Source organism: Janthinobacterium lividum (assembly GCF_011601275.1).
Taxonomy (GTDB): domain Bacteria; phylum Pseudomonadota; class Gammaproteobacteria; order Burkholderiales; family Burkholderiaceae_D; genus Janthinobacterium; species Janthinobacterium lividum_E.
On sequence record NZ_JAAOLY010000003.1, the window covers coordinates 389,467 to 407,173 of the forward strand.

12 protein-coding genes are annotated in these 17,707 nt (G+C 64.6%); 11 read left to right on the forward strand and 1 reads right to left on the reverse strand.

Annotation, left to right across the window (positions count from 1 at the left end):
- Nucleotides 1-104 precede the first annotated feature (104 nt).
- From GYK42_RS07045 to GYK42_RS07095, 11 genes are all read left to right on the forward strand, one after another.
- Entirely contained in the window at nt 105-3,617 is a 3,513-nt protein-coding gene (locus GYK42_RS07045) for an SdrD B-like domain-containing protein (protein WP_166446890.1), read from the forward strand.
- Between the two features lie 116 nt (nt 3,618-3,733).
- Entirely contained in the window at nt 3,734-4,405 is a 672-nt protein-coding gene (locus GYK42_RS07050; protein ID WP_166446891.1) for a PEP-CTERM sorting domain-containing protein, read from the forward strand.
- A gap of 103 nt (nt 4,406-4,508) precedes the next feature.
- On the forward strand, nt 4,509-6,662 hold the full coding sequence (locus tag GYK42_RS07055) for a type I secretion system permease/ATPase (RefSeq protein WP_166446892.1): 2,154 nt from the start codon (nt 4,509-4,511) through the stop codon (nt 6,660-6,662).
- Nucleotides 6,659-7,972, forward strand: coding sequence for an HlyD family type I secretion periplasmic adaptor subunit (locus tag GYK42_RS07060; RefSeq protein ID WP_166446893.1), 1,314 nt, complete (start codon nt 6,659-6,661; stop codon nt 7,970-7,972). Before GYK42_RS07055 ends, GYK42_RS07060 begins: the two co-directional genes overlap by 4 nt.
- On the forward strand, nt 7,972-9,273 hold the full coding sequence (locus GYK42_RS07065) for a TolC family protein (RefSeq protein ID WP_240943489.1): 1,302 nt from the start codon (nt 7,972-7,974) through the stop codon (nt 9,271-9,273). Before GYK42_RS07060 ends, GYK42_RS07065 begins: the two co-directional genes overlap by 1 nt.
- A 94-nt stretch (nt 9,274-9,367) precedes the next feature.
- Complete coding sequence (locus GYK42_RS07070; protein ID WP_166446894.1) at nt 9,368-10,645, forward strand: lipoprotein-releasing ABC transporter permease subunit; 1,278 nt, start codon at nt 9,368-9,370, stop codon at nt 10,643-10,645.
- A gap of 65 nt (nt 10,646-10,710) precedes the next feature.
- Nucleotides 10,711-11,976 carry a lipoprotein-releasing ABC transporter permease subunit gene (locus GYK42_RS07075; protein ID WP_046682975.1) on the forward strand — a complete coding sequence of 422 codons (1,266 nt, stop codon included), beginning with the start codon at nt 10,711-10,713 and terminating at the stop codon, nt 11,974-11,976.
- 16 nt (nt 11,977-11,992) lie between these two features.
- The gene (lolD, locus tag GYK42_RS07080; RefSeq protein ID WP_035819561.1) at nt 11,993-12,718 is read left to right on the forward strand and encodes a lipoprotein-releasing ABC transporter ATP-binding protein LolD; all 726 of its coding nucleotides are present in this window, start codon (nt 11,993-11,995) and stop codon (nt 12,716-12,718) included.
- A 12-nt stretch (nt 12,719-12,730) separates the two neighbouring features.
- Nucleotides 12,731-13,528 (forward strand): TatD family hydrolase, encoded by a 798-nt coding sequence (locus tag GYK42_RS07085; protein ID WP_166446945.1) that lies wholly within the window; start codon nt 12,731-12,733, stop codon nt 13,526-13,528.
- Between the two features lie 7 nt (nt 13,529-13,535).
- On the forward strand, nt 13,536-14,765 hold the full coding sequence (locus GYK42_RS07090; protein ID WP_166446895.1) for a PQQ-dependent sugar dehydrogenase: 1,230 nt from the start codon (nt 13,536-13,538) through the stop codon (nt 14,763-14,765).
- A 92-nt stretch (nt 14,766-14,857) separates the two neighbouring features.
- A complete protein-coding gene (locus GYK42_RS07095; protein ID WP_166446896.1) occupies nt 14,858-15,331 on the forward strand; it encodes a T6SS effector amidase Tae4 family protein in 474 nt (157 codons plus the stop codon).
- 3 nt (nt 15,332-15,334) lie between these two features.
- Here GYK42_RS07095 and GYK42_RS07100 read toward each other — a convergent pair whose 3' ends face one another.
- Nucleotides 15,335-17,320 carry a helicase-related protein gene (locus GYK42_RS07100; RefSeq protein ID WP_166446897.1) on the reverse strand — a complete coding sequence of 662 codons (1,986 nt, stop codon included), beginning with the start codon at nt 17,318-17,320 and terminating at the stop codon, nt 15,335-15,337.
- Between the last annotated feature and the right edge of the window lie 387 nt (nt 17,321-17,707).

Sequence of the window (17,707 nt, forward strand, 5' to 3'; positions counted from 1 at the left end):
CCACCTATGTATACATTCGCCGCTTTGCGCGGCCAGGCTGATCGCGCCCTGGCCCCCCGTATTTCCGCTCCTGCTGCCGTCGTTGCATGCCGTCAGGAGGCCGCATGACCACCTACAACCTGTCGACCACGGTCCACGTCTGCGAAGACATCAACAAGAATTTCGACATCCGCGACCTGCTGATCCAGGCCGGCTACTCGGTGCAAGGCGAACTGAATATCAAGAATTTCACGGTTTTGTTGCCGGACGATACGGAATCGACGGAGAACACGCCGCTGTTCGGCATGCTCGACGCGGACACCGTGTACGTGCGTCCCGGCGACTGGGCCGCCAACTACAATGGCAGCTTCTCGACCATCCAGGTGACGATCGACAAGGGGAATGGCGATATCGTCCAGCTGAGCCTGCAAGTCATCATCGACCCCGTCAATGACGCGCCCGATGCGGCCGACAAGACCTTCACCCTGGTCGACGGTTCCAGCGTCGTGCTGAGCGAAAGCGATTTCGGCTTCCACGACGACGTCGAGCACGACGGCTTCAAGTCCATCGTCATCACCAATACCACCACGGCGGGCCAGGTCTTGTTGAATGGCGTGGCCGTGGCGGTGGGCACGGAAGTGTCGATCGACGACATCCGCGCGGGCCACCTGGTCTTCATGCCGAGCCAGACCGTGGCCGGCGACTTCGACCTCGGTTTCAAGGTGCGCGACGATGGCGGCACGGCCGGCTGCAATGCGCAAGACCTGAGCCTGGCGCCCCATTACCTGACCTTCAAGGTGCCGATGGCCCACCTGGGCGATTTCGTGTGGGAAGACAAGAACGCCAACGGCGTGCAGGACGCGGGCGAGGCGGGCATCGCCAATGTCGTCGTGCAACTGAAGGATACGGCCGGCAATGTGGTCGCCTCCACCACGACGGACGCCAGCGGCGGCTACCACTTCGACGTCAATCCCGGTACCTATTCGGTGACCGTGGTGGCACCCGCCGGCTATGTGCCGACGGCAGCGAACCAGGGCGGCGACACGGCCAAGGACAGCAATATCGATGCGGCCGGCAAGATGGCGCCCGTGACCCTGGCGCCGGGCGAGACCAACCTGACCCTCGATGCGGGCCTGTACCGCACGGCCGAGCTGGGCGACCGCGTCTGGTTCGACACGAACAGGAATGGCGTGCAGGACGCGGGCGAGGCGGGCGCCGCAGGCGTGAAAGTGACCTTGCTCGATGCGTCGGGCAACGCCGTCGGCAGCCCGCTCATCACGGACGCAAATGGCAACTACCTGTTCACGAACCTGAAACCAGGCGCCTACAGCGTGCAGTTCGACAAAACCACCTTGCCATCCGGCTACGCCTTCACGGGCCAGGACCAGGGCGGCGACGACCAGCGCGACTCGGATGCGAATGCCGACGGCCGCACGGCGCAAGTGCTGCTGGCCTCGGGCGACAGCAATCACTCGCTCGACGCCGGCATCGTGGCCTTGCCAGCGACCTTGGGCGACCGGGTCTGGCATGACAGCAACATGAATGGCGTGCAGGATGCGGGCGAGTCCGGCATCGGCGGCGTCACCGTGCAGCTGAAAAACGCGACCGGCAGCGTGATCGGTTCGACCGTGACGGACGCCACCGGCTATTACAACTTCAGCGTCGATCCCGGCACGTACTCGATCGCCGTCGTCGCGCCAGCCGGCTATCTGACGACGGTCAAGGATGCGGGCGGCAACGACGCGCTCGACAGCGACATCAATACGCTGGGCAACAGCGGCCAGGTGACGGTCGCTGCCGGCCAGAACTACAGGGATCTTGACGCCGGCCTGTACAAGACGGCGTCCATCGGCGACCGCGTGTGGTTCGATGCGAACGGCAACGGTACGCAGGATGCGGGCGAGGCGGGCGTGGGTGGCGTGAAAGTCAACCTGTACAACGAGCAAGGCGCCGTCGTGGCCAGCGCCACCACGGATGCCAGCGGTAATTATCTGTTCAGCAACCTGGTGCCAGGCAATTACTACCTGGGCTTCGTGCCGCCTGCCGGCTATGGCTTCACCAAGGCCGATATCGGCGGTTACGCCACCGATTCGGATGTCAATCCGGCCACCGGCTTTACCACCACGTGGGCTGCCTTGAAGTCGGGCGAAACCCAGATGGACTGGGATGCGGGCCTGGTGAAACTCAACACGGCCTCCATCGGCGACCGCGTATGGGAAGACAAGAACTACAACGGCGTGCAGGAGGCGGGTGAACTGGGCGTGGCAGGCGTGAAAGTCAACCTGCTCAATGCGTACAACCAGGTCATCGCCACGACGACGACGAACGCCAGCGGCAATTACCTGTTCAGCGAACTGGCGGCCGGCAGCTACAAGGTGGAAGTCATCCGTCCATCGGGCTTTTATTACACCAAGGCCAATGTGGGCGTTGACACGGCAGATTCCGACGTCGATGTCAGCACGGGGCGCTCAGGCCTGATCAACCTGGCCGCGGGCCAGAACGACATGAGCTGGGATGCGGGCATTTACCGCAAGGCCAGCCTGGGCGACAAGGTGTGGCGCGACGCCGACCATGACGGCGTGCAGGACTACAACGAGGCAGGCATCGCCAACATCAAGGTGCAACTGTACTCGGGCAGCGGCGTGCTGCTGGCCACCACCTACACGAATGCCTACGGCAATTATCTGTTCAGCAACCTCGATCCGGGCAGCTATTCGCTCAAGTTCGACAAGTCGGGCGTCTATCACGCCGGCTACGCCATGGATACGTGGAAGTGGGGCGCGAAGAACGTGGGTGCCAACGACAACATCGATTCGGACGTCAACAGCAATGGCACGACGGGCAACGTGGTCTACACGGACATCCTGAAACTGGCGTCGGGCCAGAACGACATGAGCTGGGATGCGGCCATCACGCCCATCGTCATCGACCTCAACGGTGACGGCGTGCACACGATTGCCCGCGCCGACTTCCACGGCAGCTTTGACTTGCTGGGCACGGGCAACGCCATCCAGACAGGCTGGGTCTCGGCCCAGGATGGCTTGCTGGCCATCGACAGCAATGGCAATGGCAAGATCGACAACATCTCGGAACTGTTCGGCGGCAACGAAAAGGGCACGGGCTTTGCCAAGCTGTCCAGCTATGACTCGAACGGCGACGGCGTGGTCGATGCCCACGATGACAAGTTTGCGGAATTGCGCATCTGGCGCGACGCCAACAGCAATGGCGTGACGGACGACGGCGAATTGATGTCGCTGAACGACGCCGGCGTGGCCAGCCTGACGGTCAGCTACACGGAACTGCCGTTCCTCGACGCCAACAGCAATTTGCACCTTGAGCGCAGCAGCGCCACCCTGGCCGACGGCAAGTCGGTCGACATGACGGACGTGTATTTCAACGTCGACGCCAAGGATGCGGCCGCCGCCGGCGTGGCCTTGCCGAGCATGGCCGACCTGCTGCGTGACGACAGCACGCTCGACGTGGTGCTGGGCCAGGATGGCACGGTCAACACGGTCGCTGCCGCTCAGGCTGCCACCGTTGCCCCGGCTGCCGAAGCCCAGGCCCAGTGCGAGATGGCCGACCTCTTGCGTCGCGCCATGGCCCACGCAAATACCCAGCCCCAGGAAATGGCTGCCTGATGTCCCTTGCCGGCCCGTAATCCTGCCCGGCAATGTCGCACCGGCGCGCCCGTCACGGGGCGCCGGCGCTTTCCATGCTTTTTTGCACATTTGATAATAGAAATAGGGAAACCACGATGAAACAATCCATGCACCTGTTCGTTCGCGGCGCCATCGCCGCCGCCACATTCGCCCTTGCCAGCGGCAGCGCCCTGGCCGCCTCCAACCTGCAAGTCGTCGATTCGCACAGCGTCAGCCTGTTTACGGCTGCCGGCGGCGCCTTCGGCTCGGGCAGCGCCATCTCGCCGACCTTGTGGGAAGTCAAGTACGACAGCAACACCTTCCTGGCGTTTTGCCTCGATCCCCATGTCGCACTGAGCAATAGTTCGAACAGCTACAGCAGCGGCGTCTTCGCCGCCAGCGATGCCGTCAAGCGCTTGTATGAAGGCTATTACGCCTCGTCCGTCGCGAACGTGTCGACCAGCGCCAACAGCGCCGCCGCCTTCCAGCTGGCCCTGTGGGAGTTGAATAACGACAACACGAACCTGCTGACGGGCGACCTGCGTTTCAAAAGCCTGAGCAATGCCGTCGTCAGCCAGGCCAACACCATGCTGGGCGTGGCAACGGGCAATGGCGCCATCCAGAACCTGTACAGCTACACGAGCTTGAGCAGCGTCAACCCGGCTTCGCAGACCCTGCTTTCCGTGTCGCCGGTGCCGGAAGCGCAAACGTGGGCCATGCTGGTCGCGGGCCTGGGCCTGCTGGGCTTCATGGCGCGCCGCCGCAAGGGCGCTTCCGCGCTGACTTGATTATTACTCACTAATTATTGCTCATCGCTTATCGCGCAAGCGATAGCGTTCCCGCTGCGGCGCGCCCGACCTGCGCGCCGCAGCGTTTTATTGTGAATCCATCATGACCCCACCCCCCGACACTTCCACCGCTTCCGCCGGCATGTCCACCCATGCGCTCGCCGAGGCCATCGTCTTCCTCGCGCGCTTTTTCGGCGTGGCCGTGCAGGCCGAGCGCCTGCGCGCCAGCGTGGCGGCCCAGGCCAGCCCGGCCGCCGCCGATTTCCTCGACCAGGCGCTGGCGCAAGCCACCCTGGCCGGCACCGCGTTGCCGGCAGGAACGCCGCGCCGCGCTACGGAAATGCCTGCCTTGCTGCTCAACGGGGAGGGGCAGGCGCTGGTGATACTGTCTATTGCCGATGGTAAATATGAATGCCACGTGCCCGGCATTGAAGGCAGCGCCTGGCTGGACGCGGCCGCGCTGGAGCAGGAAGTGCCCGACGCACGCTGGGTGGCCGTGCGGCCCGTACTATTCTTCGACCAGCGCAGCTTGCTCTACAGCATGCCGGTGGCGGGGCGCTGGTTCTGGGATGTCTTCAACCGCAACCGCCGGGTCTTCCGCTGGGCCCTGCTGGGCACCCTGGTGCTCAATATCATCGGCGCGCTGGTGCCGTTCTATGCGATGGCCGTGTATGACCGCGTGATCCCGAACAATGCCACTTCCAGCCTGTGGGTGCTGACGATCGCCGTCGTGGTGCTGACGGGCTTCGAGCTGGCCCTGCGCCTGTTGCGCGGCGAACTGGTGGAAACGGCGTCGCGCCGCATGGACGTGGCGCTGTCGTCGAACATCTTTGCCCAGTGCTTGCGCCTGCGCGCGGCCAGCCGGCCCGCCTCCGGCGGCACCCTGGCCAATACCGTGCGCGATTTCGAATCCGTGCGCGAATTCTTTGCCTCGACCACTCTGACGACCCTGGGCGACTTGCCGTTCTTGCTGCTGTTCCTGCTGGTGATCGCTCTGGTAGGCGGCTGGCTCGTACTCGTGCCGCTGGCCGTCATCCCGATTTTGCTGCTGGTGGCCTTTGCCTCGCGCGCGGCGCTGGCGCGCCACGTGGCCGCCTCGATGCAGGAAAGCGCGCAGCGCACGGCGCACCTGTTTGAAACCATGAATGGCCTCGATACCATCAAGGCGCTGGGCGCCGAAGCGTGGAGCCGGCGCAAGTGGGAAAGCCTGACGGTGGCCATCGCCGCCAACAGCGTCGAGACGCGCGAAATCGTCAGCCGCGTCAATTACATCAACACGGCCGTGCTGGCCCTGTCCGGCGTGGCCGTGGTGGCCACGGGCGCCTTGCTGATGGGCGAGCACCTGCTGACCCTGGGCCAGATCATCGCCGTGAGCATGCTGACGGGCCGCGCTCTCGCGCCCGTGAGCCAGATCGCGGGCCTGATCATGCGCTGGGAGCAGACCAAGCTGTCGTATCACGCGCTCAATAAAATCATGGAAGCGCCGACCGATGACGACGCGGCCAGCCTGCAGGCACCGCCCCTGTCCGGGCGCATCGAATTTCGCGACGTGGGCTTTGCCTACCCGAATTCGCCGCCGCTGCTCGATAAACTCAATCTGCACATCCGCCCCGGCGAACGGGTCGGCGTGATCGGCAAGCTCGGTTCCGGCAAGAGCACCTTGCTGCGTTTGCTGCTGAACCAGTACGGCCCGCAAAGCGGCAGCGTGCTGTTCGACGACCTGGTGAGCACCCAGTTGGAGCCTTTGAGCCTGCGCCGCCAGATCGGCTACGTACCGCAGGACGTGACGCTGTTCCACGGCACCCTGCGCGAAAACATCGAACTGGGACGCAGCCAGCCTGACGACGCCAGCCTGCTCGACGCCATCCGCCTGGCCTGCCTCGACGACATCATCACCCAGCTGCCCAACGGCGTGGCGACGGAAGTGGGCGAGCGGGGCGAACGCCTGTCCGGCGGCCAGCGGCAAGCCGTGGCCATGGCCCGCGCCTTGCTCGCGAAACCGACCATGCTGCTGCTCGATGAGCCGAGCAGCATGTTCGACCCGGCCACCGAGCAGCGCTTGATCTCCCGGCTGCGTACATTGAAAGACACGACCATCGTGCTGGTCACCCACCGCATGGCCATGCTGGCGCTGGTGGACCGCCTGATCGTCTTCGACAAGGGGCGCATCGTGGCCGATGGCCCGCGCGATGAGGTCATGCGCGTGTTGAACAGCCAGGCGGCCAGGCCTGCGGCGGAACAGGGAGTAGCGGCATGAGCGCCCTGAATGCCCGTCCTCTGCCGGCGGCCCACCCGGACCCGGAACGCGAACCGCAGCGCATCGTCACGCGCATGCTGGCGCTGATCGCCGTATTGCTGGTACTGGTGCTGGCCTGGGCCACTTTTGCACAGCTCGACGTGTCCGTGAATGGCCGTGGCGCCATCACGCCGCCGTCGCACTTGCAGGAAGTGCAAAGCCTGGAAGGGGGCATCGTGCGTGAAATGCTCGTGAAACCGGGCCAGCGCGTGCGCCGCGGCGACTTGCTGCTGCGCCTGGACACGGCCCAGTACGAAGCCAACCTGGGCGCCAGCGTGCAGAACCGCCTGGCCGCGCTGGCGGGCAGGGCGCGCCTCGACGCGCTGCTGTCCGGTGGCACGCCCCAGTTTGCGCCGGAATGGCAGCAGGAGGCGCCCGAGCTGATCGCCAAGGAAACGCAATTGTGGCGCGACGGCCAGCGCGAGTTCGCGTCGGCCACGGCGGCCGCGCGCGAAGGCGTGACGCGCCGGCGCGGTGAGCTGGCCGAGGCGCACAGCCGCATCGCCCAACTCGACACGGGCTTGAGAATCGCCCTGGAAAGCCTGTCGATCGAAGAGCGGCTGTTCAAGGAGGGCGCCGGTTCGCGCGGCGACTACCTGAACGCCCAGCAGCGCGTGCAGCAGCAGCGCACGGAACTCGACGGCCTGCGCGCCTCCGTGCCGCGCCTGGCGGCCACCCTGGCCGAGGCGCAGGCGCAGGCCGGCGAAGTGGAAGCGCGCATGCGCGGCCAGTGGGGCGCCCAGCGCAGCGAATACGAAACCAAGGCCGGCGCCCTGGCCAGCACCGTGAAGGGCCAGCAGGACCAGGTGAGCCGGCGCGACGTGACGGCGCCTGTCGACGGCGTCGTCAACCGCGTGCTGGTGGCCACCGTGGGCGGCGTGGCGCAGCCAGGCAAACCTATCCTGGAAATCGTGCCGGCCGATTCGGAAATGCTGATCTCCGTGCGCGTCAAGCCGTCGGACATCGGTTTCATCCACGTGGGGCAGCGCGCCTCGGCCAATGTGCTGGCGTATGACGCCACCACCTATGGACGCATGCAGGCGCAGGTGGTGCGCGTGGGCGCCGATGCGATTCCCGATGAACGCAACGAGCCTTATTTCGAGGTGCAGCTGAGTACCGACCGCAGCCAGTTGACGGCGCACGGCAAGGTGCTGCCGATTACGCCCGGCATGCCCGTCGACGTGGGCATCCTGACGGGGCGCCGCTCGGTGCTGCAATATGTGTTCAAGCCCGTGTTGCGCGGCTTGCAGTCTTCCCTGCAGGAGCGGTGATGCGTACTTTTTTACTTTGCATGGCATTCGCCTGCGCCAACGCGGAGGCTCAAACGGCCCAGTCCACGCCACCGGCCGCTTTCCAGGCGCAGTCCGCGCGCGGCTTGCCCGCCTTGCTGGCGCGCGCCGTGCCGCGCGATCCGCAGGTGATCGCGGCGCAGGCGGCGCTGGCCACCACCGAGGCGCGCTACAGGCAGGCCCGTTCGCGCCTGTTCCCGACGGCCGCGCTGCAGGCGACGCGGGGGCGCAGCAATGACCTCGACGGCACTCTGGACGTGGAACGCCGCACGCATCAGGTGGAGGCGAGCGTGCGCTGGAATGTCTACAACGGCGGCGCCGACCGCGCCGAACTCGATGCGGCCGAGCGCGACATGGCGGGCGCCGCTTTCGACGTGGAGCGGGCGCGCGCGGACAGCGCGGAAAAGCTGGCCGAAGCGTATTTCGACATGCAGCGCCTGGATCGCAGCCTGCAGCAGTCGCAGGAACGGCTGCGCGACGTGACGCAGCTGGTGCGGCAGGTGACGCGCCAGGCGGAGCTGGGCAAAGCGTCGGAAGTTGACCGCGAACTGGCGCAAAGCTCGCAGCTGGACGCGGAACTGGTGCACGACGGCTTGCTGACGGACCAGCAGGCGGCGCGCATCAAGCTCGAAGCGCTGGCCTTCGAGCCGGTGGCGCAGTTTGCCGATTTCGCCTTCGCGCCGCTGCCGGCGCAGGCCCTGGAGAATGCCGATACGCAGCAGGCTCAATTGCGCGCCGCGCGCGAGCGGGCGGCGGCGGCCCAGCTGCGCGTGCGCAGCGTGGCGGCCACCCTGGCGCCAAAAGTGGACCTGAATGTCAGCCACTTGTTGAATAACAAGACCACGCCGCCGCCGTCGACCATCCAGCAGCGGGGCTGGTCGGTGGGCGTGTCGTGGGAAATTCCGCTCGGAGGGGGCGGCCTGGCGCAACGCGACGAGAGCATCAGCCGCGCCCAGGCGGCCGAGGCGGACGTGGCGCGCGCCGAGCAGGGTACGCGCGCCGACCTGGCCAGCATGCTGCCGCGCATCGCCAATGCGCAGCGCACCCTGGCCTTGCTCGACGAGCAGGAAAAGAAGATGGCCTTCGTCGTGCGCGGCGGGACCATCCAGTACGAGGCGGGCAGGCGTAACCTGCAGCAGGTCATCCAGACACGCGACAGCTACTTCACGATACAGCAGCGGCGCAGCGACCAGGTGCACCGTCTGACCCTGGCGCAGATGCGGCAATATGCGCTGGCAGGGCGGTTACTGGCCGCGTTCGGCCTGGCGCAGGAGGCAAAATAGGGCTGGCGTGCGCTGTTTCACGCAGACTTGATGCATGAAATGCCCATTGTGTGGCACACTGCGCGCTCGCATATCATCGTTGTCGCGGGAGCGCATGAGCATCATCAAACAATTTCCCTTCGAGTGGCAGGTCGGCGTGCGCTATACGCGCGCCGGGAAACGCAGTGGCCGCAACAGCTTCATTTCCTTCATCTCCCTCATTTCCGTGGCCGGCATCGGTCTGGGTGTGGCCGCCCTGATCGTCGTGCTGTCCGTCATGAACGGCTTCCAGAAGGAAGTCACCGACCGCCTGATGTCGGTGCTGGCCCACGTCGAGGTGTTCGATACGAGCGGCTCCATGCCGAATTGGCAGGCGCAGGAGCGCGCCGCCTACGCCAACCCGCAAGTCAAGGCCGTGTCGCCGTTCGTGGAAACCCAGGGCATGCTGCTCAATGACGAAACCATGCGTCCGTCCGTCGTGCGCGGCGTGCTGCCGCAGCAGGAAGCCACCGTGTCCAGTGTGGCGAGCCAGATGAAGCAGGGTAGTTTCAACGATCTCACGCCAGGCTCGTACAACATCGTGCTGGGCATCGACCTGGCCAAGGCGCTCGACGTGAAAGTGGGGCAGAACGTTACCCTGATGCTGGAACGCGAGCCGAGGGCGGGCGATCCGGCCAACGGCATCGTCATGCCGCGCATGCGCGCGCTGAAGGTAGCCGGCATCTTCGAGGCGGGCCACAATGAACTCGATGGCAGCCTGGCCTTCGTCAACATGCAGGACGCGGAGCAGCTGCTGCAGCTCGACGGCCCGTCCGGCCTGCGTTTGCGCCTGCATGACATGAACAAGGCGCCGCAGGTGGCGCGCGAACTCAAGGCGTCGATGCCGGGCCAGCTATGGATGCGCGACTGGTCGCGCGCCAGTGCCAGCTGGTATGCGCTGGTGCAAAGCCAGAAGAACATGATGTTCATCATCCTCAGCATGATCATCGCCGTGGCCGCGTTCAACCTCGTCTCGACCCTGGTGATGTCGGTCACCGACAAGCAGGCCGACATCGCGATTCTGCGCACCCTGGGCGCTTCGCCGTTCTCCATTATGAAGATTTTCATGATCCAGGGCGCGCTGGTCGGCTTGCTGGGGAGTGCCCTGGGCGTGATCGGCGGCGTCGTGCTGGCGCTGAACGTGGGCGTCATCGTGCCCTTCATCGAAGGCATCTTCGGCCTGCACTTCATTTCCAAGGAAATCTACCAGATCAGCGCCGTGCCGTCCGACGTGCATTGGCTGGACGTGGTGCAGATCGGCCTGATCGCCTTCGGCCTGGCGCTGGTGGCAACGATCTATCCGAGCTGGCGCGCCGCGCGTGTCAAGCCGGCCGAGGCGCTGCGCTATGAGTAATTGGCTGATCAACAAACTGCCGGGGTCAGACCCGGCTGGTCGGACCCCTGAGAAATAACGAATCAATGAGCATGTTAAAAAATCTTCCCTTCGAATGGCTGGTCGGCCTGCGCTACACGCGGGCCGGCAAGCGCAGTGGCCGCAACAGTTTTATCTCCTTTATCTCGCTCATTTCCATGGCCGGCATCGGCCTGGGCGTGGCGGCGCTCATCGTCGTGCTGTCCGTGATGAACGGCTTCCAGAAGGAAGTGACGGACCGCATGCTGTCCGTGCTGGCCCACGTGGAAGTGTTCGACAACAGCGGCAGCATGCCGGACTGGCGCGCCGAAGCGGCGCAGGCGTTCAAGAATCCGGCCGTGAAAGGCGCCGCGCCGTTCGTGGAAACGCAGGGCATGCTGCTGCGCGACGATGCGCTGCGCCCCGCCATCGTACGCGGCGTGCTGCCGGAGGAAGAGCCGAACGTCTCCGACGTGGCCGGCCAGACGCGCATGGGCAGCTTCAAGGCGCTGCAGCCGGGAACCTTCAATATCGTGCTGGGCATCGAACTGGCGCGCGCCTTGCGCGTCAACCTCGGCGAAAAAGTCACCTTGATGCTGGCGCAGGGCCAGGTCACGCCGGCCGGCGTGCTGCCGCGCATGCGCAGCTTTACCGTCAGCGGCATCTTCCAGGCGGGCCACAATGAATTCGACGCGGGCCTGGCCTTCATCAATATCGAGGACGGCCAGCGTCTGCTGCGCCTTGACGGCCCATCGGGCCTGCGTTTGCGCCTGGCCGACATGAACCAGGCGCCGCAGGTGGCGGCGGAACTGAAAAAAACCATGCCGGGCGACCTGTGGCTGCGCGACTGGTCGAAGCTGAACGCCAACTGGTTCGCTGCCGTGCAGACGGAAAAACGCATGATGTTCATCATCCTGACCCTGATCATCGCGGTGGCCGCCTTCAACCTCGTGTCGACCCTGGTGATGACGGTGACGGACAAGCAGGCCGATATCGCGATTTTGCGCACCCTGGGTGCTTCGCCACGTTCTATCATGAAGATCTTCATGATCCAGGGCGCGCTGGTGGGCATCCTGGGCACGATCCTGGGCGTGGGCGGCGGCGTGCTGGTGGCGATGAACATCGACGTCATCGTGCCGTTCATCGAGCATTTGCTGGGCGTGCAGTTTCTCTCCAAGGACATCTATTTCATCAGCACCGTGCCGTCCGACCTGCGCTGGCCCGACGTCACCAAGATCGGCGTGCTGGCCGTGATCCTCGCCTTTTTGGCGACCCTGTACCCAAGCTGGTGGGCTGCCCGCGTGAAACCTGCGGAAGCCCTGCGCTATGAATAAACCACTGACTACGACCATGACCGATCTGAACAAACCTGCCTCCAACGGCGCTTCCGCCGATTCCGCCGTCCTTTCCTGCCGCGGCCTGGGCAAGACTTTTACGCAGGGCAGCTACAAGGTGCAGGTGCTGGCTGGCATCGACATTGACGTTCACCGCGGCGAGCGCGTTGCCATCGTCGGCGCCTCCGGTTCCGGCAAATCGACCCTGCTGCACTTGCTGGGTGGCCTCGACACCCCCACCAGCGGCAAGGTCACCTTGCTGGGCAAGGACTTCGCCACCCTCAGCGAAAAGGCGCGCGGCGACTTGCGCAACGCCTCGCTGGGCTTCGTCTACCAGTTCCACCACCTGCTGCCGGAGTTTTCCGCACTCGACAACGTCGCCATGCCGCTGATGATACGGCGCATGAAGCGCGCGCCCGCCACCGAGCTGGCGCAGCAGATCCTTACGCGCGTGAACCTGGCCAAGCGCGTCACGCACACGCCGGGCGAGTTGTCGGGCGGCGAGCGCCAGCGCGTGGCCCTGGCCCGCGCCCTCGTCACGCAGCCGGCCTGCGTGCTGGCCGATGAACCGACGGGCAACCTTGATCACGCCACGGCCGAACAGATTTTCGACCTGATGCTGGAATTGTCGCGCACCCTGGGCACGGCCTTCGTCATCGTCACGCACGATATCGAACTGGCCAAGCGTTGCGACCGCGTGCTGCGCCTGACGGACGAAGGGCTGCAACCGTACCAATACTAAGGAACCGCCATGCTGTGGATCGACACGCACTGCCACCTCGACGCGCATGAATTCGGCAGCGAATCGCTGCAGGTGGCGGCGCGCGCGCAGCAGCAGGGCGTGGGCATGATCGTCATTCCCGCTATCGAACGGGCCAATTTCGCCATCGTGCGCGACATGGCTGCAGCGGCGCCCAACGCCTGCTATGCGCTGGGCATCCACCCGATCTACGTGCCGCACGCTACGGAGGACGATTTGATCGCCTTGCGCGAAGCCGTGAGGCAGGCCATGGCCGACCCGCGCTTTGTCGCCATCGGCGAAATCGGCCTCGATTTCTTTATCCCCATGCTGTGCGAACCGGCCATGCGCGTCAAGCAGGAACATTTTCTGCGCGAGCAGTTGAAAATCGCCCGCGATTTCGATTTGCCCGTGCTGGCCCACGTGCGACGCTCGCAGGATATTGTCCTCAAGCACGCGCGCCAGATCCGCCCGAACGGCGGCATCGCCCATGCCTTCAATGGCAGCTTCCAGCAGGCGCAGGGCTATATCGACCTGGGTTTCAAGCTCGGTTTCGGCGGCGCCATGACGTTTACGCGCGCCTTGCAGATACGCCGCATGGCCACGGAATTGCCCCTGGATGCCATCGTGCTGGAGACGGACGCGCCCGATATTTCCCCCAGCTGGATACACCCGGGCCGCAACAGCCCCGAAGAATTGCCGCGCATCGGCGCCGTGCTGGCCGAACTGCGCGGCCTCGATATCGCCCAGGTGGCGCTTGCCACCAGCGCCAACGCGCGCGCCGTGATGCCCCGATTACCCTTGATGGAATGAGACCACAATGAACAACAAGATCATCCTGGCCGCCTGCCTGTCCGGTGCGTTCGCTCCCGCCATGGCTGCGACCAGCGCCCAGTGCGACGGCATGCCGCGCCTCGACGTCACCACGCCGGCCGGCTTTTGCGTGGCCGTGCTGGCCGATGGCCTGAAATTTCCCCGTGGCGTGCTGCCGTTGACGAATGGCGACATCCTCGTCACGGACATGACGGGATGGGCGCCGAAGCAGGGAAAATTGTGGCTGTTGCAGCCGAAGGTGGCCGGTGCCGGCTACGAGCGCAAGCTGCTGCTCGACAAGCTCGATCGCCCGAACGGCATCGTGCAGGGACCGGACGGCATGGTCTACGTGGGCGAGGTGGGGCGCATCTTCCGCTTCGACCTGCGCGACACCAAGCGCACCCTCACCGACGTGATCGGCGGCACGGCCAAGACGCCGCGCCTGCCGGGCCTTGGCTTGCACCTGCTGACGAACATGCGCTTCAGCCCCAAGGGCGACCTGTATGTGAACGTGGGTTCCAGTACCGACCATTGCGAGAACGATGGCAAGGCGCCCGATCCTGCCAAGGCCTGCCCTTCCGCGGAAGGGCCGGAAGCGCTGGGCGCCATCCGCGAATACACGATGGCCTGGCCGGCCGGCACGGTGACGAGCTGGCGTACGCATGCGCGCGGCTTGCGCAACTCGATGGCGCTGGCTTTTCATCCTGCGACGGGTGAGCTGTGGCAGGCGGAAAATGCGCGCGACGCCATCCAGGCCGCCATGCCGCAACTGAAAAGCGATGAAAACCTGCCGCACGAGGAATTGAACCTGATCAAGGCCGACCGGCACTACGGCTGGCCGTACTGCTACGACGATAACGTCGCCAGTCCCGAATATCCGAAGACGGCTTGCGCCGCCCAATACGCGGCGCCCCAGCGCCTGCTGCCCGGCCACGCCGCGCCGCTGGGCATGACGTTTTACACGGCCAGCCGCTTCCCGGAACTGTACAAGAATAGCCTGATCATCGGCTACCACGGCTACCGCGGCAACGGCCACCGCCTGGTGGCCCTGCTGCCCGACAAGGCCGGGGCGCCGCTGGGCAAGTCCGTCGAGTTGATCGGCAACTGGGAGCGCAAGGGCAAGCAGGGCAGGGGTGCGCCCGTGGACGTGAAGCTGGGGCAGGATGGCGATATTTATATGGCCGACGACCATAATGGGCTGGTGCTGAAACTGCATTACGCGGGGGCCAAGCCGTAATGCACCCCGCTTGACCCCGCTCAGTGCGGGGTCGCCGCATCCTCCTACAATCGGCCTGATGTTCCCTGGCGACAAGGGCAACGGAGGCTGGCGTGAAACCTGCATTCATCACTCTGCGTGACAACTATTCGAGCGTGGCCGCTGTCGGCCAGGCGGCCCTGTTCCGCGAAATCGGCTGGGAAGACCTGATCGGCAAGGACAGCTTTGCCAACACCTGCGCCATCCGCGTCAGCCTGGCCCTGATCAAGGCCGGCGTTCAGGTCAAGGGCCGCATGGCCATCCGCAGGGGGCCATTCAAGGGGGCGCTGATCGAACCGGGGCAGGCCAAGTTGTCGCACATGCTGGCCAGCCCGTCGATGTTCGGCGCGCCCGAAAAATTCAGCAGCGATGCGGCCATGGAAGGCATCGGCCAGCGCCAGGGCCTCGTCGCCTTCTTCCGCATTCCCGGCTACCTGGGCGGCGCGGGCGGCCATATCGACATCCTGCTGCCGTCCATCGGCGTGAAGGTATGCGGCACCGAATGCTACTGGGATTGCGGCGAGGTCTGGTTCTGGCCCCTCGGTTGAAGTCTATTTGAATTTCTTCGAGCGTCCCCGCGACGCCGCATTGTGCGCGCGCAGGATGGAGTCGACCCGCTCGGACGCGTCGCGCGACAGGTTTTGCGCTACGGCGATATCGGGGAAGAATTCGGGCAGGCGGTAGCTGAGCCACGCATACGCCGAGTAGTAGCGGCAAGTGTCTTCCACCTGCTGCAGATTCTGCGTGCCGCCGCCGTACGCATGCTGGCGCAAGGTGCTCACTTTTCCCTGCGACAGATTCTTCGCCCAGTGTTCCCACGCCGTCTGCAAGGACGGCACCTTGCTCGATATCGGCACCAGCGACAGGGTGAACTTGTCGGCCACGGACAGGGGCAGGGTGTCGAGCCAGACGGCGCGCTCCTTCTGGTCTTCCGTGATGCGGGGGAAGAAGAAGCCGTCCGGCACGTCGATATTGTGGATGAAGCGGCGCAGCAGTTTGGACAGCGACAGCTCGCCCGTCACCGACGAAATGCGGTGCAGATGCTCGAGCGACGGCGCCACGGCAAAGCCGCTCGTGTTCAGCGGGTGCAGCTTTTCCTTGAGCAGGGCGCGCATCACTTCATGCGTTTCGTTGTCGTAGCCGGCGACCAGGCCCTCTTCATGCACGCCGTAGCGGCCCGCGCGCCCGGCGATCTGGCGCGCCAGCGCCGCCGAAATTTCTTCCTCTTCGCGGCCATTGTATTTGACGCAGGTGGTCATCACGATGCGTGCGATCGGCATGTTCAGGCCCATCGCCAGCGCATCCGTGCCGACGACGATATCGGCCGTGCCGTCGCGGAAGCGCTGCGCCTGCGCGCGCCGCACTTCGGGCGACAGGTTGCCGTAGACGGTGGCCACGGACAGCCCCGTTTCCGTGATCATGTCGCGCCACATCAGCACTTCGCGGCGCGAAAAGGCGATGACGGCGTCGCCGCGGCGCAGGTTGCGCACCTTGCGCACGGCCGTCGGCTCCATCGACAGGGGCGCCATGCGTTTTAATACATGCACTTCCAGCGGGCATTCCAGGCGCTCGGCCAGCGCTTCGATGGCGCGCCGCGCTTCGGGCGCTCCCACCAGATACACGGTGTGGGCGGGCGCGCCGCAGACGGCCGCCGTCCATGCGGCGCCCCGGTCCGGGTCGGCCAGCATCTGGATTTCATCGATGACGGCTACTTCCACGACGGTTTTCGTGTCCAGCATTTCCACCGTGCTCGCCACGTGCGTGGCGCCGTCGACGACCCGGCGTTCCTCGCCCGTGATCAGGCTCACGGCCAAGGGTTTTCCGTGCGGCGCGGCTTCCTGCAGGCGTTCGTAGTTTTCCAGCGCCAGCAAGCGCAATGGCGCCAGGTAGATGCCGCTCTTTGCCTTGACCAGCGCTTCCATGGCGCGGTGCGTCTTGCCGGAATTCGTCGGTCCCAGCAGGGCGATGAAGCGGCGCGGCAAACGGCGCGCCATCTCGAACGAGGCTGGATACTCGGCCAGGTTGATGCTCTGGCGCGTGCGCGCCGCATGCTGTTCTTCCTGCTGGCGCTCGATGGCGTGATGGAAGCGCTGACGGATGCGGTCGAACACCATGCCGGCCGGCTCGGATGTCTGCATGTCGGCCAGTGTGTGCAGAAAGACCATCGGGTCCGTGTCCACATCCTCGCTCAGGCCCGCGATATCGGCGACGAAATCGATCACGTGCTGGCGCAGCTCCTCGAAGACGGCCAAGCTGGCCCGTTCGCGCACGAGGGCCAGCTTGGCTTCGCGGTCCATCTTGCGCCACTTGGCAGGCCGCGCCAGCACGCCTTGGCTTGGTACGAGCGCATACGGCACCACCAGTTGGCCGGCCTTGACCACGCCGGAAAAGCGCACGAAGACGCGGCCTTCCATCTTGACGAGGCGGATATGCTCGGCCAGTTCCCCCAGTTCCGCGACGAGGGTGGCGTCGTTATTGTCTTCGCTGCTGTCGGAAATGTCGGTGGACGTATCGGGAGGAAGTGCGGAGGAAGTCATGTCGTGCCTGGGTGTTGAAGTAAGCGAGGCCGATTATACCGTGCGCCGGGCAAAGATTTTTCCCGGCGCACGGAGTGCTTGTTGCCGGAGCGCTGATTTTTAAAGTGCTGATTCCCTGGCCCGGATAAAAAACTGGCAGGCATTGAGCGCGGCATTTCCACTCTGATGAATCACTTTTCTTGAACACGGAACGGGAATGCGATATCTGGTGCTTTGTGCTTATCGGTTTATTTTTACTGGATTTTATTCAGCCGGAAATTTTATAAATATATTTTTATTAATTTTGTTTTATTTTGTGAATTTAATTATAAAGACTTAACTGACGATAATGACAAAGAGTAAGTTTCTATTGATATCCATAGTGATGATATTCGTATCATGTGCGCA

Excerpts from the sequence above, each read along its gene's own strand:
- GYK42_RS07045 (WP_166446890.1), top strand. The coding sequence starts at position 105 with ATGACCACCTACAACCTGTCGACCACGGTCCACGTCTGCGAAGACATC.
- GYK42_RS07050 (WP_166446891.1), top strand. The coding sequence starts at position 3,734 with ATGAAACAATCCATGCACCTGTTCGTTCGCGGCGCCATCGCCGCCGCC.
- GYK42_RS07055 (WP_166446892.1), top strand. The coding sequence starts at position 4,509 with ATGACCCCACCCCCCGACACTTCCACCGCTTCCGCCGGCATGTCCACC.
- GYK42_RS07060 (WP_166446893.1), top strand. The coding sequence starts at position 6,659 with ATGAGCGCCCTGAATGCCCGTCCTCTGCCGGCGGCCCACCCGGACCCG.
- GYK42_RS07065 (WP_240943489.1), top strand. The coding sequence starts at position 7,972 with ATGCGTACTTTTTTACTTTGCATGGCATTCGCCTGCGCCAACGCGGAG.
- GYK42_RS07070 (WP_166446894.1), top strand. The coding sequence starts at position 9,368 with ATGAGCATCATCAAACAATTTCCCTTCGAGTGGCAGGTCGGCGTGCGC.
- GYK42_RS07075 (WP_046682975.1), top strand. The coding sequence starts at position 10,711 with ATGAGCATGTTAAAAAATCTTCCCTTCGAATGGCTGGTCGGCCTGCGC.
- lolD (WP_035819561.1), top strand. The coding sequence starts at position 11,993 with ATGACCGATCTGAACAAACCTGCCTCCAACGGCGCTTCCGCCGATTCC.
- GYK42_RS07090 (WP_166446895.1), top strand. The coding sequence starts at position 13,536 with ATGAACAACAAGATCATCCTGGCCGCCTGCCTGTCCGGTGCGTTCGCT.
- GYK42_RS07100 (WP_166446897.1), bottom strand. The coding sequence starts at position 17,320 with ATGACTTCCTCCGCACTTCCTCCCGATACGTCCACCGACATTTCCGAC.